15 protein-coding genes are annotated in these 17,209 nt (G+C 64.8%); 9 read left to right on the forward strand and 6 right to left on the reverse strand.

The window, feature by feature from the left end:
* Positions 1–4: 4 nt before the first annotated feature.
* The 9 genes from ACFY9W_RS21095 to ACFY9W_RS21135 all read left to right on the forward strand — a co-directional run bounded on the left by ACFY9W_RS21095 (position 5) and on the right by ACFY9W_RS21135 (position 10,367).
* Complete coding sequence (locus ACFY9W_RS21095; protein WP_391134124.1) at positions 5–1,324, forward strand: NtaA/DmoA family FMN-dependent monooxygenase; 1,320 nt, start codon at positions 5–7, stop codon at positions 1,322–1,324.
* Positions 1,325–1,333: 9 nt separating this feature from the next.
* On the forward strand, positions 1,334–2,929 hold the full coding sequence (locus ACFY9W_RS21100) for an ABC transporter substrate-binding protein (RefSeq protein ID WP_391134127.1): 1,596 nt from the start codon (positions 1,334–1,336) through the stop codon (positions 2,927–2,929).
* A 2-nt stretch (positions 2,930–2,931) separates the two neighbouring features.
* Positions 2,932–3,876, forward strand: a complete 945-nt coding sequence (locus ACFY9W_RS21105) for an ABC transporter permease subunit (RefSeq protein WP_391134130.1) — start codon at positions 2,932–2,934, stop codon at positions 3,874–3,876.
* The gene (locus ACFY9W_RS21110) at positions 3,873–4,718 is read left to right on the forward strand and encodes an ABC transporter permease subunit (RefSeq protein WP_391134133.1); all 846 of its coding nucleotides are present in this window, start codon (positions 3,873–3,875) and stop codon (positions 4,716–4,718) included. Before ACFY9W_RS21105 ends, ACFY9W_RS21110 begins: the two co-directional genes overlap by 4 nt.
* On the forward strand, positions 4,715–6,328 hold the full coding sequence (locus ACFY9W_RS21115) for a dipeptide ABC transporter ATP-binding protein (RefSeq protein WP_391134136.1): 1,614 nt from the start codon (positions 4,715–4,717) through the stop codon (positions 6,326–6,328). The genes ACFY9W_RS21110 and ACFY9W_RS21115 overlap by 4 nt, the downstream gene beginning before the upstream one ends.
* A 170-nt stretch (positions 6,329–6,498) precedes the next feature.
* The gene (locus tag ACFY9W_RS21120) at positions 6,499–7,734 is read left to right on the forward strand and encodes an SfnB family sulfur acquisition oxidoreductase (protein ID WP_391134139.1); all 1,236 of its coding nucleotides are present in this window, start codon (positions 6,499–6,501) and stop codon (positions 7,732–7,734) included.
* A gap of 13 nt (positions 7,735–7,747) precedes the next feature.
* The gene (locus ACFY9W_RS21125; protein WP_391134142.1) at positions 7,748–8,407 is read left to right on the forward strand and encodes an ABC transporter permease subunit; all 660 of its coding nucleotides are present in this window, start codon (positions 7,748–7,750) and stop codon (positions 8,405–8,407) included.
* Positions 8,408–8,425: 18 nt separating this feature from the next.
* The gene (locus ACFY9W_RS21130; RefSeq protein ID WP_391134145.1) at positions 8,426–9,238 is read left to right on the forward strand and encodes a MetQ/NlpA family ABC transporter substrate-binding protein; all 813 of its coding nucleotides are present in this window, start codon (positions 8,426–8,428) and stop codon (positions 9,236–9,238) included.
* Between the two features lie 46 nt (positions 9,239–9,284).
* Positions 9,285–10,367: an ATP-binding cassette domain-containing protein gene (locus tag ACFY9W_RS21135; RefSeq protein WP_391134148.1), complete on the forward strand. Its 1,083-nt coding sequence runs from the start codon at positions 9,285–9,287 to the stop codon at positions 10,365–10,367.
* 17 nt (positions 10,368–10,384) lie between these two features.
* On the opposite strand, the gene metC is transcribed toward ACFY9W_RS21135, so the two are convergent.
* From metC to ACFY9W_RS21165, 6 genes are all read right to left on the reverse strand, one after another.
* Positions 10,385–13,087 carry a cystathionine beta-lyase gene (gene metC / locus ACFY9W_RS21140; protein WP_391134151.1) on the reverse strand — a complete coding sequence of 901 codons (2,703 nt, stop codon included), beginning with the start codon at positions 13,085–13,087 and terminating at the stop codon, positions 10,385–10,387.
* 91 nt (positions 13,088–13,178) lie between these two features.
* A complete protein-coding gene (locus ACFY9W_RS21145; RefSeq protein ID WP_391134154.1) occupies positions 13,179–13,769 on the reverse strand; it encodes a cysteine dioxygenase in 591 nt (196 codons plus the stop codon).
* A 29-nt stretch (positions 13,770–13,798) separates the two neighbouring features.
* Positions 13,799–14,617: an ATP-binding cassette domain-containing protein gene (locus ACFY9W_RS21150; RefSeq protein ID WP_391134157.1), complete on the reverse strand. Its 819-nt coding sequence runs from the start codon at positions 14,615–14,617 to the stop codon at positions 13,799–13,801.
* Positions 14,607–15,287, reverse strand: coding sequence for an ABC transporter permease subunit (locus tag ACFY9W_RS21155; RefSeq protein WP_391134160.1), 681 nt, complete (start codon positions 15,285–15,287; stop codon positions 14,607–14,609). Before ACFY9W_RS21155 ends, ACFY9W_RS21150 begins: the two co-directional genes overlap by 11 nt.
* Positions 15,277–16,011 (reverse strand): ABC transporter permease subunit, encoded by a 735-nt coding sequence (locus tag ACFY9W_RS21160; protein ID WP_391134163.1) that lies wholly within the window; start codon positions 16,009–16,011, stop codon positions 15,277–15,279. Before ACFY9W_RS21160 ends, ACFY9W_RS21155 begins: the two co-directional genes overlap by 11 nt.
* On the reverse strand, positions 16,011–16,850 hold the full coding sequence (locus tag ACFY9W_RS21165) for a transporter substrate-binding domain-containing protein (protein WP_391134166.1): 840 nt from the start codon (positions 16,848–16,850) through the stop codon (positions 16,011–16,013). The genes ACFY9W_RS21160 and ACFY9W_RS21165 overlap by 1 nt, the downstream gene beginning before the upstream one ends.
* Positions 16,851–17,209: the final 359 nt, after the last annotated feature.

The following is a 17,209-nucleotide window of genomic DNA, read 5'->3' on the forward strand; positions in this document are numbered from 1 at the left end:
GTTCATGAGCCAAGGCCAGTTCGTACTCGGCGCCTTCATCCCCGGCACCCTCAGCGGCAGCGCCTGGCGCCTGCCGGAGGCGCCGCTGGATACCTTCCGCAGCCTCGAGCACTACCAGTACATCGCCCGCAAGCTGGAAGCCGGGCGGTTCCATTCGCTGTTCTTCAACGACACCCTCGACGTCAAGCTCGACCTGGCCCTGCAGCGCGGGCCCAACAGCGTGCGCTGGGACCCTCTGATCCTGGCGCCGGCGCTGGCCGCCAGCACTCGCCATATCGGCCTGATCGCCACTGCCAGCACCACCTATAACGAGCCCTACAACGTGGCGCGCAAGTATGCTGCGCTGGACCATCTGAGCGGTGGCCGGGCCGGCTGGAACCTGGTCACCTCCCTGGGCGGTGGCGAAAACTTCAATCGCCAGGAGCATGTCGAGCATGACGACCGCTACGCCCGCGCCGAGGAGTTCTACGACGTGGTCAGCGGCCTGTGGGACAGCTGGGCCGACGACGCCTTCATCCAGGACAAGGCCAGCGGCACCTGGCTGGACATCGACAAGTTGCATGTACTCGGTCACCAGGGCGAGCACTTCCAGGTGCGCGGCCCGCTCAATGTCTCGCGCTCGCCCCAGGGCCATCCGGTGGTGGCCCAGGCCGGTGCTTCGGTGGCGGGCAAGCGCCTGGCGGCGCGGGTGGGTGAACTGATCTTCACCGCCCAGCACACCATCGAACAGGGTCGCGCCTTCTATCAGGAAACCAAGGCCGCGGCCGCCGGGTTCGGGCGGGGCGCGAATGAACTGAAGATCCTGCCGGGTGTCTCCCCCGTGGTCGGCAAGACCCTTGCCGAAGCCCAGGCCAAATACGACCGCCAGCAGGAACTGCTGGAGCCGAAAGCCTTCCTCAGTTCGATTTCGAAGTTCGTCAGCCTCGGCTACGACCTGTCCGAACTGCCCTTCGACGAAGTAGTGCCATTGCCACCGGAGCAGTTCACCACCAACACCCACCAGAGCCGGCAGAAGCTCGTGTTCGACCTGATACGCCGCGAGCGCCCGACCGTGCGCCAGCTGTTCAACCAGCTGACCTCTGGCGGGCATCGGATACTGATCGGTACGCCCGAAAGCATCGCCGATGACCTTCATGCCTGGTACGAAGCGGATGCCGCCGACGGCTTCAACATCATGTTCAGCGGCCTGCATTCGGCCATCGACGATTTCGTCGACGGTGTGGTCCCCGAGCTGCAACGCCGTGGGTTGTTCCAGCGCGAATACGCCGGTACCACGCTGCGGGAAAACCTCGGCCTACCCTACCGCGCCAACCGGTTCTTCTGAGGAGCGTCCATGATTCGACCCTTGGCAATCCTGGCCATCGCCCTGGCCCTGGCCGGCTGCGACAGTAAGCCGGAGCAATCGGCCGCCACCGGAACCCCGGCGCAGCCGCAGGCTGGCGGTGTACTGCGCGTGGCCTTCGACGGCGACCCGAACTGCATCGACCCGCAGCAGGCCGGCAACAACACCGCGCTCAATGTGGGGCGGCAACTGGTGGACTCGCTTACCGACCAGGACCCGCAAAGCGCCGAGATCCTGCCTTGGCTGGCCGAGCGCTGGGAAGTCAGCGAGGATTCGCGGCAGTTCGATTTCCACCTGCGCGAAGGGGTGACCTTCGCCGATGGCAGCCCGCTGGATGCGGCAGCGGTGAAGGCCAATTTCGAGGCGATCGTCGCGCTTGGGGCGCGTGCGCAACTGGCCGGTACCTATCTGGCGGGCCTTGAATCGGTGGACGTCACCGGCCCGTTGAGCGTGCGCGTCACGTTCAGGCAGCCCAACGCGCAGTTTCTCCAGGCCAGTTCAACCATGAGCCTCGGGCTGTTTTCCCTCGACACCTTGAAACGCACTGCCGAGGAGCGCTGCCAGGGTGCCCTGGTGGGCTCCGGGCCGTTCACGGTGAAAAGTTTCGCTCACAACAGGCTGGTACGCATCGAGGCCCGCCCCGATTACCACTGGCCGTCTTCGATTGCCGCGCACCAAGGCCGCGCTTGGCTGGACGCCATCGAATTCCATGTCCTCCCCGAGTCCGGCGTACGCCTGGGCAGCCTGCTGTCCGGGCAGATCGACGTGAACACCAGCGTGCCGGTGCAGGACGAAACGGTGCTGCAAGCCCAGGGCGTACCCACGATCAACCGCCCCAACCCGGGCATCGTCTTTAGCCTGACGCCGAATGTCTCACGGGCGCCGCTGGATGAGCTGGCGGTGCGCCAGGCGCTGAACAAGGCCATCGACCGCAGCCAGTTCCAGGGGGTGATTTCCCGTTACCAAAAACCGGCGACGTCGGTACTGGCCAGCAGCACGCCGTATTACCAGGACCTGAGCAGTCATCTGGCCTACGATCCGGCGGGTGCGCAAAAGCTGCTGGATGACGCCGGCTGGCGCAAGGGTGCCGATGGCTGGCGCCAGCGCGACGGCAAGAGGCTAGGCTTCGCCCTCGACTACTGGCAGGCCACCACCCCGGTGCTGGAGCTGGTGCAGCAACAGCTGCGCACGATCGGCGTCGAGTTGCGCCTGAACAAATCCACCATCGGCCAGGTCAGCCTGCAACAGACCTCCCTCGACTACAGCCTGTGGTTCTTCAACTTGACCCGGGCAGACCCAGACGTACTGCGCACGGTATTCCTGTCGCCGGGACGTAACGTCAACGTTCGCGCAACACTGCCGCTCGACCAGCTGCTGCTCGACTCGGCGGCCAGCCTCGACGGGCAGAAACGTGGCGCACTGATCCAGCAGGCCAGCGCCGAGCTGCTGGACCTGGGCCATGTGATTCCGCTGGTGGAAATGGCCACCGTCACCGCCTTCCGTGATGTCGTTCGCGGCCTGCACTACGAGGCCTCGACGCGCCTGCAATTCTACGACACGTGGCTGGCACAACCGGGAGGCCAATGAGCATGCACACCTCTGCACTCTGGCGTCTGGCCCAGGCCTTGCTGGTGCTGTGGGCGGCCTTCAGCCTGTCGTTCGCCATCCTGTATGCCCTGCCGGGCGATCCGATCGGGATCCTGCTCGCCCAAGGCGGCGAGCCGGGCACGGCGGATCCGGCACAGGTCGCCGAACTGCGTGCCCGCTATCACCTCGACGGCAGTCTCTGGCAGCAATACGGCGGCGCCCTGTGGCGGCTGTTGCACCTGGACCTTGGCGTATCGCTGCAGACTGGCAAGCCGGTCACGGCGGCCCTGGCCGCGGCACTCCCGGCAACCCTGGCCCTGGCCTTTGCCGCACTGCTGATCGCCGTGCCGCTGGGCATCGGCGTGGCATTGGCGGCCCACCAGGTACGGCGGCGCCCGCTACAGGCGGCGCTGCACAACGCGCCGGCACTGGTGGTATCGCTGCCAACGTTCTGGGTCGGCCTGTTGTTGCTGCAACTGTTCTCCTTCCGTCTGCACTGGCTGCCGGCCATGGGCGATCACGGCCTCGCCAGCCTGGTGCTGCCGGCACTCACCCTGGCCCTGCCCTGCGCCGCAATGATCGCTCAGGTACTCGGCCGCTCCATCGCCGGCGTCAGCCGCCAGCCCTTTGTCCAGGCCCTGCGCAGCAAGGGGGTCGGGCGCTGGTCGTTGCTGTGGCGGCATATTTTGCATAACGCCTCGATCCCCCTGCTCAGCCTGACCGGCACCTTGCTCGGCAACCTGCTGGCCGGCGCAGTAGTCACTGAAACGGTGTTCTCCCGCGACGGCGTGGGCCGCCTGGCCCAGGCTGCAGTGGCCAGCCAGGACATCGCCGTGGTGCAGGGCGTGGTGCTGCTCGCCGCGACCCTGTTTGTGCTGACCAACCTGCTGACCGACTTGCTCTACCCACTGCTGGACCCGCGCATTCGCCAAGGGAGGCGACCATGATCCTGCAACCCGCCATTTCCTCGTCGCCATCGTGGCGCCACCGGCCTGGCTTGCCGGTGGTGCTGAGCCTGGTGCTGTTCCTGCTCCTGCTGGGCTGGGCGTTCTTCCCCGGGCTGTTCACCGGCCTCGACCCGCTGCTCGCCGACCCCACCCGTACGCTGCGCGCGCCCTCGGCGCAGCATTGGTTCGGCACCGACCACCTGGGCCGCGACCTTTACGCCCGCTGCGTGTATGGGGCGGCGCTGTCGTTGCAGGCCACCGCCATCGCGGTGCTGATCGCCCTGCTCGCCGGGACCCTGCTCGGCGGCATCGCCGGCTGGTTCGGTGGTACTGCCGACCGGGTTCTGGCGGTGCTGGTGGAGGTGCTCATGGCGATTCCGGCCCTGTTGCTGGCCATGGCCATCGTCACCGCCCTTGGCTTCGGCACGCTGGAGATCGCTATCGCAGTCGGGCTGTCGTCGGTAGCGGTGTTCGCCCGGCTGGCCCGGGGCGAAGTCCTGCGCTGGCGCAGCCGGGTATTCGTCGAAGCCGCACAAGTGGCCGGCGTTGGCGCCTGGACCAATCTGTGCCGGCACGTCCTGCCTCATGCGGCCAGCCCATTGCTCGCCCTGGCGGCACTGGAGTTCGCCGGTGCGGTACTGGCGGTCTCAGCCCTTAGCTTCCTGGGCTTCGGTGCCCCACCGCCGCAACCGGAATGGGGCCTGTTGATTGCCGAGGGGCGCAACTACATGGTCGCCGCCTGGTGGTACACCACCCTGCCGGGGCTGGTGGTGGCCAGCGTCGTGCTCGCCACCCAGCAACTTGGCCGGGGCTTGCAACGTCTTCAGGGAGAACACACATGAGTGTACCGTTGGTGCGTGTCCGCCAGTTCGGGGTCGAGTATCCGGGGGCGGCGCAGGCCGCCGTGCAGGAACTGGACCTGGACATAGCGGCAGGCGAGATCGTTTGCCTGGTCGGCGAGTCTGGCTCCGGCAAATCCACCACAGCCGCGGCGCTGGCCGGCTTGTTGCCGGAGTCGGCGCGCCAGCACGGGCAACTGTGGCTTCAGGGGCACGCGCTGGCCTGCCTCGACGAGCACGCCTGGCGCCAGCGTCGCGGTCGCCTGATCGGCTTCGTGCCGCAGGATCCGGGTACTTCGCTGGACCCGGTGAAGACTATCGGAGCCCAGGTGGTAGAAGCCATGACGGTGCACGGTGTGCCCCTGGCCCAGGCCCGTCCGCGTGCCCTGGAGCTGCTGCGGGAAGTCGGGCTGAAGGCGCCGGACACCCTGCTCGCCCGCTACCCCCATCAACTGTCCGGTGGCATGTGCCAGCGGGTGCTTATCGCCATTGCCCTGGCCAACGACCCGCCGCTGCTGATCGCCGACGAGCCTACCAGCGCCCTGGATGTGAGCGTACAACGGCAGATCCTCGACCGTTTGCAGCAGTTGGTCCGCGAGCGCGGCAGCAGCCTGCTGCTGATCACCCATGACCTGGCGGTGGCGGTGGATCGCGCCGACCGCATTCTGGTGATGCGCCACGGTCGCTTGCTGGAGAGCGGTGCCCCGGCGCAACTGTGGCATGCCCCGAAGCACCCTTACACCCGCCAGTTGCTGCAAGCCTCGCCGCTGGCGCGTTTGCAACAGCGCCGCGTGGCGCCAAGGGTGAGTCGGGAGCTTCCGCTGCTACAGGTCACCCAGCTGCACCGGCGCTTCGACAAACACGGCGCGGCGGCTGTGGATGGCGTCAGCTTCAGCCTGCAACGGGGTACCACCACCAGCCTGGTGGGCGAGTCCGGTTCGGGCAAGTCCACCACGGCGCGGATTATCCTGGCCCTGGAGCAGGCCAGCGCCGGCAGCGTGCGCTTCGACGGCCTGGAGGTGCTCGGGGCCGGTCGCCGCCAATTGCACGGTTACCGCCGGCGGGTGCAACTGGTCTACCAGAACCCCTATGCAGCACTCGACCCACGCCAGGATCTGCTTGCCATCATCAGCGAGCCGCTGCGCGCGTTCGGAATAGGCCAGCGTCGGGACCACCGCGCGCGGGTACTGGCACTGCTGGAGCGGGTCGGCTTGCCGGGCGAGCTGCTGCACCGCCGCCCTGCCCAACTCTCCGGCGGGCAGCGCCAGCGCGTGGCAATAGCCCGGGCGCTGGCGGCAGAACCGGAGCTGCTGGTGCTGGACGAACCGCTATCAGCGCTGGATGCACCGGTGCAAGCGCAGGTGCTGGATCTGCTGCAAGGTTTGCAGGAAGAACTTGGCTTGACCTACCTGTTCATCTCCCACGACCTGGCGACGGTACGCGGCATCAGTGACCAGGTGCTGGTGATGAGCCAGGGCAGACTGGTGGACCAGGGCCCCACCGAAGAGGTGTTCGGGCGACCGGGGAGCGACTATACGCGGCGGTTGCTGGAGGATATGCCGGGGCGGTTGATGCCGGAGGCTGAAGTGCAAACCAGGGCCGCCAATCTCTGAACATCGAGCGCTGTTTACCCGGCAACAGTGAAGCAACAGATTGCTACAGTTACCGTACAGTGATCCAAGCAGTTAAATGCCAATAACTATATGATTTTATTGATTTTCTTCAGTGGCACAGGTTTTGCGAGAGGACAGTTATCGGACCCTGTCGAAACGAGACCCGCGCCATGCCTTACTACCCTGTTGACCCTGCCACCTGGCGCCCCAGCCGACCGGCCCAACCCGCTACACGTATCACCAGCGATGCCCACGCGATAGAAACAGCCCATGCCTTGGCCAAATTGTTTGCCGAAGGCGCCCTGGAACGTGACCGTCAGCGCGCACTGCCCTTTGCCGAAGTGGAGGCTTACTCACAAAGCGGCCTGTGGGGCATCACCATCCCCAAGCAATACGGCGGCGCAGCCGTCTCTCAAGTGACCTTGGCCAAGGTCTTCGCCATCCTCGCCGCAGCCGATGCATCGGCTGCGCAGATCGCCCAGAACAGCTTCGAAATCATCGACGTGATTCGCTTGTCGGCCAGTGAGCAACAGAAACAGGCGCTATTCGCCGCAGTGCTATCCGGGCTGCGTCTTGGCAACGCCTTCTCGGAGTTCGGCGGCAAAAACGTCGAGGATTTCCAGACCCGCATCAGCGATCACGATGAGCATCACAAGGTGCTCAACGGTCGCAAGTTCTACTCCACCGGGGCGCTCTTCGCCCACTTGGTGCCCATCGTCGCACTGGATGACCACGACCACGTCATCGTTGCCATCGCCGACCGTGATACACCGGGCTTGAGCGTGATAGACGACTGGTCAGCCTTCGGCCAGCGCACCACCGCCAGCGGCACGGTGCTGCTGGAAAACGTAGTGGTGCCCAACGAGCGTGTACTTCCTGCGCACATCGTCTACGAGAACCCCAGCGCCGTTGGCCCTCAGAGCCAGCTGATCCATGCTGCCATCGATGCCGGTATCGCCCGTGGCGCGCTGCAGGCCACGGTTGAGTTTGTTCGCAGCAAAGCCCGGCCCTGGATTGACAGCGGCAAAGAGCACGCCAGCGATGACCCGTTCACCATTGCTGCGGTTGGCGATCTGTTCATCCGGTTGCACGCAGCCGAAGCGCTACTGGAGCGGGCCGGCCTGCAACTGGACGCGACCATTGCCGAACCCACGCTCGACAGCATCGCCAAGGCCAAGATCGCCGTGGCCGAGGCCAAGGTGCTGACAACCGACATCGCCCTGCTCGCCGCCAACAAGTTGTTCGAGCTGGGAGGCACTCGCTCGACCTTGCAACAGAATGGCCTGGACCGCCTGTGGCGCGATGCCCGCACCCACACCCTGCATGACCCGGTGCGCTGGAAGCCTTATGCGGTCGGCCAGTACTACCTCAACGGCGTCAATCCGCCCCAGCATTCGTGGATCTGAGGGGCGCCTGTTGATGAATTTTGACCAGATCGACTGGACCCAGATCACCGATGCCTCGCTCGATACCCTGGCCATGCTTGGCGGCGCGCTGCTGTTCACCGTGCTGCTCGGCCTGCCGTTGGGCGTGCTGCTGTTTCTGACCGGGCGCAAGCAACTACTGGAACAGCCAGCACTGTATGGGCTGGTGTCTTTCGTGCTGAACATCGTGCGCTCGGTGCCATTCATCATTCTGCTGATTGTACTGATCCCGCTGACCACCCTGGTCACTGGCACCTCCCTCGGTGTGCGCGGCGTCATCCCGCCGCTGGTGATCGGTACAACCGCGTTCTTCGCACGCCTGGTGGAAACCGCCTTGCGTGAAGTCGATCGCGGCCTGGTAGAGGCCAGCCAGTCGATGGGCGCCAGCACCTGGCAGGTGATCTGGTACACCCTGCTACCTGAAGCCCGCCTGGGCATCATTTCGGCAATCACCGTCACCGCCATCGTGCTGGTCGACTATACCGCCATGTCTGGCGCCATCGGCGGTGGCGGCGTCGGCGACCTGGCCATCCGCTATGGCTATCAGCGCTTCCAGACCGAAGTGATGATCGTCACCGTCGGCCTGCTCATCGTGCTCGTCCAGCTGCTGCAAGCCTCCGGCAACCGCCTGGTAATCCACTTCACCCGCAAATAACCGCCAAGGAAACACACCATGTCGTTCATCAAGCTCATCGTTTCCAGCCTGGCCGTCAGCGGCCTGTTGCTGGGCACTGCCCAGGCCGGGGAAAAACTCGTGATAGGCGCCAGCCCGGTGCCACACGGCGAAATCCTCGAGTTCATCAAACCCATCGTCGCCAAACAGGGCGTCGACCTGGATATCCGCATCTTCTCGGACTACATCCAGCCCAACGCGCAACTCGTGTCCAGGCAGCTCAGCGCCAACTACTACCAGTACCGGCCTTTCCTCAACGACTACAACCGAGAGCGCGGCACGAATCTGGTGTCTATCGTGCCGGTGCACATCGAGCCCTTCGTCGCTTACTCGCAGAAGATTACCAACGTCACTCAACTGGAAGACGGCGCCAAAGTGGCGATCCCCAACGACCCGGTGAATGGCGGGCGTGGGCTGTTGCTGTTGCAGAAGCTTGGCCTGATCAAGCTCAAGGGCAAGGCCGAGCTGGACAGCCCGGAAGACCCGCTGCCAACGCAGAAAGACATCGTGGAAAACCCCAGGCATCTGAAAATCGTCGAGCTGGAATCGGCGATCCTGCCCCGCGCCCTGAGCCAGGTTGAGCTGGCTGCGCTGAATGGCAACTACGTGCTGGAAGCCAAACTGCCGCTGGACAAGTCGCTGTACATCGAGAAGGGCCAGGATGGCAAGAACATCTGGGCCGAGTACCTGGTGACTCGCCCGGAAAACAAGGATGACAAGGCGATCAAGATCGTCGCCGAAGCGCTGAACAGCGATGCCACCCGTGAATTCATCAAGGCGCGCTACAAGGGCGCGATCTATCCGGCGTTCTGATTGAACAGTGCCGATCACTCCCGCGCCAGGCGAGGGAGTGATCTTTATGGAGCAAGACGACACCATGAGCACCCAAGCTGCACCGCAACCCCACATCCGCCTTGAACAAGTCTGCAAGCACTATCCCAACGGCGTCGAGGCGCTGCGGGGTATCGATCTGCACATTCGCCGTGGCGAGGTGTTCGGCATCATCGGCCGCAGTGGCGCGGGTAAATCCTCGCTGCTGCGCATGCTCAATGCCCTGGAGAACCCCAGCAGCGGCAAGGTATTCATCGACACCGATGACATCGGCAACCTCGAAGGCCTGGCCCTGCGCAGCCTGCGCCGGCGGGTGTCGATGATCTTTCAGCATTTCAATCTGATGGCCACTCGCACCGTGGCGCAGAACATCGCCCTGCCGCTGCGCATGGCCGGCGTATCGCGCGAAGAACAGACACGCCGGGTTGATGAACTGCTGCAACTCGTTGGCCTGGAAGCACGCCGTGACGCTTATCCGGCGCAGCTCTCCGGCGGGCAAAAGCAACGTGTCGGCATCGCCCGCGCCCTGGTGATGCAACCGCAGATCCTGCTGTGCGACGAAGCAACCTCCGCCCTAGACCCAGAAAGCACCCAGGCGATCCTGCAACTGTTACGCGACATCAACCGGCGCCTCGGCCTGACCATCGTCCTGATCACTCACGAGATGGGCGTGATCCGCGAAATCTGCGACCGTGTGGTAGTGCTCGAACAAGGCAAGATCGCCGAACAGGGCGAGGTCTGGCAAGTCTTCGGCGAGCCACGCAGCGCGGTCACCCGCACGTTGCTCGGCACCCTCGAACATACCCATGACGACCTGAGCGGCAACACCGGCGAGCACCTCATCGACCTGCACTACAGCGGCCGCAACGGCCTGGAGCCCGACCTGGCCGCCATCGGCCGAGGCCTTGGCGCACCTACACGCTTGCTCCACGCCAGCCTCGACCGTATCCAAGGCTACGCCATCGGCCGCTTGCGCCTGGCGGTCCAATGGCACTTGGGTGAGGATGCGCTGCTGGATCGCGCCAGGCGCCTGGCGGATCGCGTCGACGTGCTGGACACCAAGCGCCCTCAAGTCGCTATCGACCAGCATCTCATACGAGCCGCCATTTAGAACCCTCCCTTGTGCGGCTATGAAGCGCTCTGTCGCAATGCCTGATCCAGGTCCCGCTGGAGAGACGCAACATCCTCCAGCCCCACATGCAAGCGTACAATCACTCCTCGAGCGGCAGTTGCGAACTGCCGCCCAGCCACCTCCGACAGCATCACCAGGCTCTCGTATCCGCCCCAGGAAGCACCGATGCCGAATAGCCGCAAGCCGTCCGCGAAGGCTTCGGCCTGGCCGTGGGCTGCATTGGCCAGCTCGAAACTGAGCAGACCATTGCTGCCCTTGAAGTCTCGCTGCCACAACGCATGGCCCGGGTGCTGCGGCAACGCCGGGTGGTACACACGCGCCACCGCCTCGTGCCCCTGCAACCAGTCAGCAATCTCAAGCGCCTGGCGTTCGTGTACTGCCATGCGGCTGGCCAAGCTGCGCGCACCACGCAGCACCAGCCAGGCATCATCCGCACCCACCGTGCAGCCGCAGGTATCGCTGCTGCGCGACAGCGCGGCGAAGGCTTCACGGGTGGTGCACACGCTGCCCATCATCACATCACTGTGCCCGCCCAGGTATTTGGTCAGGGCCATGACAGAAATGTCCGCCCCCAAGGCCAGCGGTTGGTACAGGTAGCCCGAGCCCCAAGTGTTGTCCACCGCCAGCAGGATCCCCCGCGGCTTGCACAGGGCGGCCATGGCCGGCAGGTCGTTGAGCTCGTACAACAACGAACTTGGGCTTTCGCTGTAGACCATGCGCGTGTTGGGCCGCAAGGCCCCTTCAAGCCCTTGGCCATCGGCCGCGAAATACTCCACCTGCACACCAAACGGTTGCAGCAGCTCCCGGGCCAGGCGCCGTACCGGGCCGTAGACGCCATCGCTGATCAGCAGGTGGTCACCCGGGCGCAGGTAAGCCAGGAAGGTCTGGGTGATGGCCTGCAGCCCGGTGGCGAACAGCTTGGTGCGGTAGCCGCCCTCCAGTTCGCTGACCAGATCCTCCAGGGCAAAGGCCGTGGGATTGCCGCGGGCACCGTAGCTCAGTACCCGTTCCTGATCACGCTTGCTGCGGGCTTCCTGCAGGTCGGCGACACTGTCAAACAGCACCGTGCTCAGGCGACTGACCGGCGGGTTGACGGCCTGGGCGCCCTGCCCGGCCCTGCCACGGCCAGCGTGCACCAGACGCGTTGCCACCGGGTCGAGCTGGACCAGCGGACTGAAGCTTGCAGTTTCCTGAGGGTTCATCTGCGCAATCAGGCCGGTCTCCCAGGCCAGGTACTGGCGCGCCGCGGCTTTGTTGCCGGCGTGACGATCGTGCACAAAGAACAGGAAGTCGATGCACTGAGCATCTGGCAGCGAAGTGTCATTCTCGACCTGCGGCCATTGGGCCTGCAGCCCCACCGGGAACAACCGCGCCGCAAGGCGCTGAGCCTCGGGCAATTCATTCACGGCCAGCTGCGCGACCTGCGGGTCGTCAGCGATGAACACCAGGCGTCGGGTTTCAGCAGCCACCTGTGCGGCCAGTCGCGGACGGATCGCCCACTGCGCACCGCGCAGGTGGCGCCTGCGGAAGGCGCTGCTAGCACGCACGTCCAGCAGCAAGGCGTCCTCCAGCTCGGCCGCGCTGGCTTCGGCCAGGCCTGGTGCCGGCACAGGCCGCACAGGCAAGGCAAGGCCACTGCCCAGGCCACCCTCGAGCACGTACACCTCGTGCCCCATCTGCCGCAGCCAACTGGCTACCACCGGGGCGCGCACACCGTCGTCATCGAACAGCACCACCCGCGCCTTGCGTACCCCGATGTACAGGTCTGTACCCTGGATCAACTGTCCCCCGGGGCAATGCTGAGCGCCGGGCAAGCTGCCGGCGGCGAACTCCTCAGGCGTGCGTACATCGCACAGGAACAGCGAACGCTGGGCATCCTGCTGCCAAAGCTGTACCTCCCTGGCCGAGACCCACTGTACCGCAGCCCTTCGTGCCAGCGCCGTGGCCCGATCCCGCTGCTGTTGCAGCGCCTTGTTGCTGTGCGCCGGATAACCACGCTGGCCGCCGTGCTCCAGGGGCAAGTCCACCAGGTGCCAGCCCTGGGTACCATTTTCCAACGCGAAGACCGGGTTGCCGATGCCCAGGTTGATCAAGGTCTGGGCACCGATGATGCTGCGGGTGCGCCCGGCGCAGTTGATCACGACCGGTATGTGCGGGTCGCTCACCAGGTCTTCCAGGCGATAGCCCAGTTCGCCATTGGGGCAGCAGGTGGCACCGGGGATGTTCATCTTGGCGAACTCCTCCAGCGGCCGACCGTCGAGCAGCACCAGCGGTTTGCCCTGGCGCTGCCAGTCGGCCAGCTGCAGCGCAGTAATGCGCGGGGTGTGGCAGGCGTGTTCGACCAACTCGCCAAACGCCTTGGACGGCAGGTGCACCCCGGCGAACAGCTCGAAGCCTGCGGCCTTCCAACCCAGACTGCCACCCTGTAGCCAGTGCACGTCTGTATAGCCCAAAGCCTGTAACCGTCGGGCGCCACGCTGGACAAGTTCGTCGCCGGTTTCGTCGTACACCACCACCCGAACTGCCGGGTTGGGCGCCAGGCGCGGTGCTTCGATTTCCAGGCGGCTGTATGGCAGGTTGACAGCGTAAAACAGGTGGGCTTCGCCATACTGGCCATGCTCGCGCAGGTCAAACAGGGCGATTTCCTGGCCGTCGAACAGCCAGCTGTGCAGCTGCGCAGGGGTAATGCTGGGGGTCATGGGACGCAGTCCGTGGTCGTTTCTGGAATGGGGGGTGTATTGCGGGCACTGGCCTCATCGCGTGGCGATCCCGCAATGAGGCCCAAGCGCATCAATGCCCGTAAGCGGCGATCGAAGGTGCCATCTGCGACTTGTTGTAGTTCACCACGCTGCCGTCATCCTTGACCCCGTAGCGGTTGTCCAGCGACTCCAGCGGCCGGCCATAGAGGTGAAAGTGCAAGGTCGGGCTGCTGCCCTCGACGCGAATGCCGTGCAAGTCATCGCCAAGGAACGCCACCGAAGTGCCCGGCTGCACCAACACCTCACGCTCCAGCGCCAGGCTGGCGCGGGCCGGGTCGCTACGGTCGTCCTCGCGGCGGTACACGCGGTTGAGCTCCTGGCCCTCGACGGCAACGATGATCGCCCAGGTTTCGTGGTTGTGCGGCAAGGTCGCCTTGCCTGGCAGCAGCGAGTTGACGTAGAGCGTCGGCGACTCGCCGTCGTCGTTCAGGCGGTAGCGGTACTGGGTTTCGCCGGTGGCCGCATCCGGCGCTGGGAACCGCTCGAAATTGAACAGCTCGCGACGCTCGGCCAGGCCTTCGAGCAGCAAGACGATCTGCTGCAGGGCGGCGCGGTCTACGCCACGTTCATGGATGGCGCGCACTTGCGCGAGGAATGGCTGGATCACGGAATCCTGGGACATGGTCAGTCTCTCTTGTGGGGAAACGGTAGTCATACGCTGAGGCTGTAGCGCCCCAGGTTACTCAATACATCGGGGGCCGGGCGGCTGGGGCGGAGCCCCCCCTCGCCCAACGCATGCTGGAGGAACGCGCGGGTACGCTCGTGGCTGGGGGCACGGAACACCTGCCCGGCGCTGCCGTGCTCGACAATGCGACCGTGTTCGGTGAAATACACCTGATCACTGATTTCCTCGGCAAAGCGCATTTCATGGGTGACCAGCACGCAAGTCATGCCCTCCTCGGTCAGCTCGCGGATCACTGCCAGTACTTCGCCCACCATTTCCGGGTCCAGCGCCGAGGTGACTTCGTCGAACAGGATCAGCTTGGGGCGCATGGCCAGGGCACGGGCAATGGCCACCCGCTGCTGCTGGCCACCCGACAGCTCACCCGGAAAGGCCGCGGCCTTATGCGCAAGGCGCACCTTTTCGAGCAACGCCAGGGCCTGATCCCGGGCCTCGCCACGGCTGCGCCCCAGCACCTTGGTAGGGGCAATCAGCAGGTTGTCGAGCACGCTCAGGTGCGGAAACAGGTTGTATTGCTGGAAAACGAAGCCCACTTGCTTGCGCAATGCGATCAGCCCGGCCTCGCCGCGCAGCTGTTCGACCTGAGTGTCACCGATACGAATGCTGCCGCGCTGGGGCCGCAGCAGGCCGGTCATGCAGCGCAGGATGGTTGACTTGCCCGACCCGGACGGGCCGATGATCGACACCGCCTGGCCGGCCTGCACGTCCAGGTCGATGCCGCGCAGCACGGGGTTGTCGGCAAAGGCCAGGTGCACGTCACGCAGCTGGATCAGGGGTTCAGAAGGCATAGCGGCGCTCCAGGCGTTGAGTCACACGGGCAATCGGGTAGCAATAGGCGAAGAACAACGCCAGCACGCTGAAGTACACCAACACGGTGAAGCCGCTGCGGTTGACGGTGTTTGCAGCGACCTGAGCGCTGTCGATCAGGTCATGCACACCGACCAGCGAAGCCAGCGCGGTACCCATGGTTACCACTGCGTACAGGTTCATCCACGGTGGCAACATGCGCCGCAGGCACTGCGGCAGAATGATCGAGCGCAGAATCTGCCCGCGGCTGAAGGCCAGCGAGCGCGCGGCCTCCCACTGGGTGCCCGGAATCGAGGCGACCGCGCCGCGCAAGATTTCGGCCACGTTGGCACTGGCCGGCAAGGCCAACCCCACAGTGACCTTGAGCCAGTCGGGGAACGCGACCCAAGTGCCACCCACCTGCACATCGAAGGGAAACACGTACGAGGTGAAGTAGATCAACACCAGCCAGGGCGCATTGCGAAACACCTGCACCCACAGCCGCGCAATAACGCGCAAGGACGCCAGCGGCGACAGCAGCAGCGCCCCCACCAGCAAGCCCAGCAGTGTGCCAAGGCCAATGGCGCCGACGCTGATCTGGATGTTCTGCAACAGACCCGCGCCCAGGGTTGGTGACCAGTGCCACAGGGTAGCGAGGTTTTCAGTGGCCATAACCAGGCATCCTCAGGCGCGCTTCCACGGCGCGGCCGGCACAATTGACTGCAAAGCTCAGCAGCCCGAAAAAAGCCAGGATCAAAATCATCAGCTCAACGACGTTGTCGCCCTGGGTCCAGATCATGATCGAGGCGTAGGTGATGTCGTTGACGGCGATGGCCGAGGCCACGGCGGTCATCTTCACCAGGTCGATGAGGTTGTTGACCAGCGCCGGCAAGGCGAAGCGTAAAGCCAGCGGCAACTGAACTTGCAGCAACTGCTGGCGACGACTGAAGGCCAGCGAGCGGGCCGCCTCCAGGGTAACCGCCGGTACCGCCTCGATGCCGGCGCGCAGGGCCTCGGCATGAAAGGCGCCTTTGTGCAGCGAGATCACCAACACCACCCAGGCGAAGGGTGTCATGGGGTTGGCGCTGCCCAGGCTCTGGTTGATCAGCATGTTCAGCACCAGGAAGGCACAGTAAAGCTGCACCAGGGTCGGCGTGTTGCGGGTAACCTCGATGAAGGCCCGCGCCGGCCAAGCCACCCAGCGCCTTCCGGAGGTCACCGCTGCGGCCAGCAACACGCCCACCATCAGGCTCCCGATGATTCCGCACAGGCACAGCCATAACGTGGTCAGCGCGCCCTCCACCAGCTTGCCGCTGGCGTAGCCATCGAACAGAAAGCCGTAGTCCAGGCCAAGTCGGGCAAGCTGCCCTACCAGCCAGTGCAGAGCATCACTCATCAGGCGCCTTCGCCCTGCAGTTTGGCGCGCAGCTCTACCAGCGCCGGTGAAGCCGGGGTGATGTGGTTGGCCTGCTCACGCTCGATCAGCCAGCCACTGCGGTGCCATTGCTTGACGAAAGGGTCCAGGCGCTGCTGGGTGTCGGTTTCGCCCAGGCGGGTCCAGATTACCGACGGCGCCGGGTTCAGCTCGGGGGTAATGGCGCGGTAGCCGCTCCACTCGCCGCCCTTGGCCAGCAGCGGGTTGATCAGCGTGGCGTCGTGCACGGCGGCCACGCAGTTGTTGCCGCGCAGGGCCAGCAGCGACTCGGCGGAGGTCTTGAAGGCTTTGATGTCCGCGCCCAGGCCTACCAGCGCCTGGGTATAACTGCTGCCCTGGCTGGTGCACACCGCCTGCCCCTTGAGGTCGGCCCATGTCTTGAGCGGGCTGTCCTTGGCCACCGCAGCGCTGCCACCTACGCGGTAGAACGGTGTGGGTACGTGGCCAAGCAGCTTGTCGCGCTCGGCGGTCCACTCCATGTTGGCGATCAGAAGGTCGACCTTGCCCTGCTGCAAGAACTGCACACGGTTGGCTGGCTGTACTGCGACCAAGTCCACCGCGACACCTAACTGGCGAGCCAGGTCACGGGCCAGGTCAACGCTGAAACCGACGGGTTGGCGGGTGCTGGGGTCGATGGCGCCGAATGGGCCGCCCGACAGCACCACCCCCACCGCCAGCTTGTGGCGCTGCTGAATTTTGTCCAGGGTGGCGTCGGCGTGGGCCAGGCCACTGGCGGTGAAGGTTGCGGTGACCAGCAACGATGCAAACAGCCCGCGGCGGGTAACGGTGGACAGCGACATGGTGGGCTCCTCATCCCGGCAGCCGGAACACCCGGCCAATGAGGGCGCATGCTAGGAAGTTGCCAGATCGAGGGGAAATTCAAATATTGACTATCGTTATAACTATGTTTGTGCTCCTGCGCCCTCAGAAAGGCATATGCCAGCAATCGTTGATCTTTTTTCTGGCTCGAGTTTGCGTGAGAGGCATGAAACATAACGGATCATTATGTTTTTCTACCGGTCTTTGATGTAAGAATGCGATATTCGTGGCAGCGAGGTTGCCCCGCGATGAGGCCACCAGGGTTGGTCATACAGACTGATCGAATGCCATTGCGGGCCAGTCCGCCCCCCCATTACCGCCCCTCACTCACAGGCCTGCC

The sequence above is a fragment of the Pseudomonas sp. NPDC008258 genome, from assembly GCF_042956345.1.
In the GTDB taxonomy this organism is placed as follows: Bacteria; Pseudomonadota; Gammaproteobacteria; order Pseudomonadales; family Pseudomonadaceae; genus Aquipseudomonas.

Excerpts from the sequence above, each read along its gene's own strand:
- ACFY9W_RS21095 (WP_391134124.1), top strand. The coding sequence starts at position 5 with ATGAGCCAAGGCCAGTTCGTACTCGGCGCCTTCATCCCCGGCACCCTC.
- ACFY9W_RS21100 (WP_391134127.1), top strand. The coding sequence starts at position 1,334 with ATGATTCGACCCTTGGCAATCCTGGCCATCGCCCTGGCCCTGGCCGGC.
- ACFY9W_RS21105 (WP_391134130.1), top strand. The coding sequence starts at position 2,932 with ATGCACACCTCTGCACTCTGGCGTCTGGCCCAGGCCTTGCTGGTGCTG.
- ACFY9W_RS21110 (WP_391134133.1), top strand. The coding sequence starts at position 3,873 with ATGATCCTGCAACCCGCCATTTCCTCGTCGCCATCGTGGCGCCACCGG.
- ACFY9W_RS21115 (WP_391134136.1), top strand. The coding sequence starts at position 4,715 with ATGAGTGTACCGTTGGTGCGTGTCCGCCAGTTCGGGGTCGAGTATCCG.
- ACFY9W_RS21120 (WP_391134139.1), top strand. The coding sequence starts at position 6,499 with ATGCCTTACTACCCTGTTGACCCTGCCACCTGGCGCCCCAGCCGACCG.
- ACFY9W_RS21125 (WP_391134142.1), top strand. The coding sequence starts at position 7,748 with ATGAATTTTGACCAGATCGACTGGACCCAGATCACCGATGCCTCGCTC.
- ACFY9W_RS21130 (WP_391134145.1), top strand. The coding sequence starts at position 8,426 with ATGTCGTTCATCAAGCTCATCGTTTCCAGCCTGGCCGTCAGCGGCCTG.
- ACFY9W_RS21135 (WP_391134148.1), top strand. The coding sequence starts at position 9,285 with ATGGAGCAAGACGACACCATGAGCACCCAAGCTGCACCGCAACCCCAC.
- metC (WP_391134151.1), bottom strand. The coding sequence starts at position 13,087 with ATGACCCCCAGCATTACCCCTGCGCAGCTGCACAGCTGGCTGTTCGAC.
- ACFY9W_RS21145 (WP_391134154.1), bottom strand. The coding sequence starts at position 13,769 with ATGTCCCAGGATTCCGTGATCCAGCCATTCCTCGCGCAAGTGCGCGCC.
- ACFY9W_RS21150 (WP_391134157.1), bottom strand. The coding sequence starts at position 14,617 with ATGCCTTCTGAACCCCTGATCCAGCTGCGTGACGTGCACCTGGCCTTT.
- ACFY9W_RS21155 (WP_391134160.1), bottom strand. The coding sequence starts at position 15,287 with ATGGCCACTGAAAACCTCGCTACCCTGTGGCACTGGTCACCAACCCTG.
- ACFY9W_RS21160 (WP_391134163.1), bottom strand. The coding sequence starts at position 16,011 with ATGAGTGATGCTCTGCACTGGCTGGTAGGGCAGCTTGCCCGACTTGGC.
- ACFY9W_RS21165 (WP_391134166.1), bottom strand. The coding sequence starts at position 16,850 with ATGTCGCTGTCCACCGTTACCCGCCGCGGGCTGTTTGCATCGTTGCTG.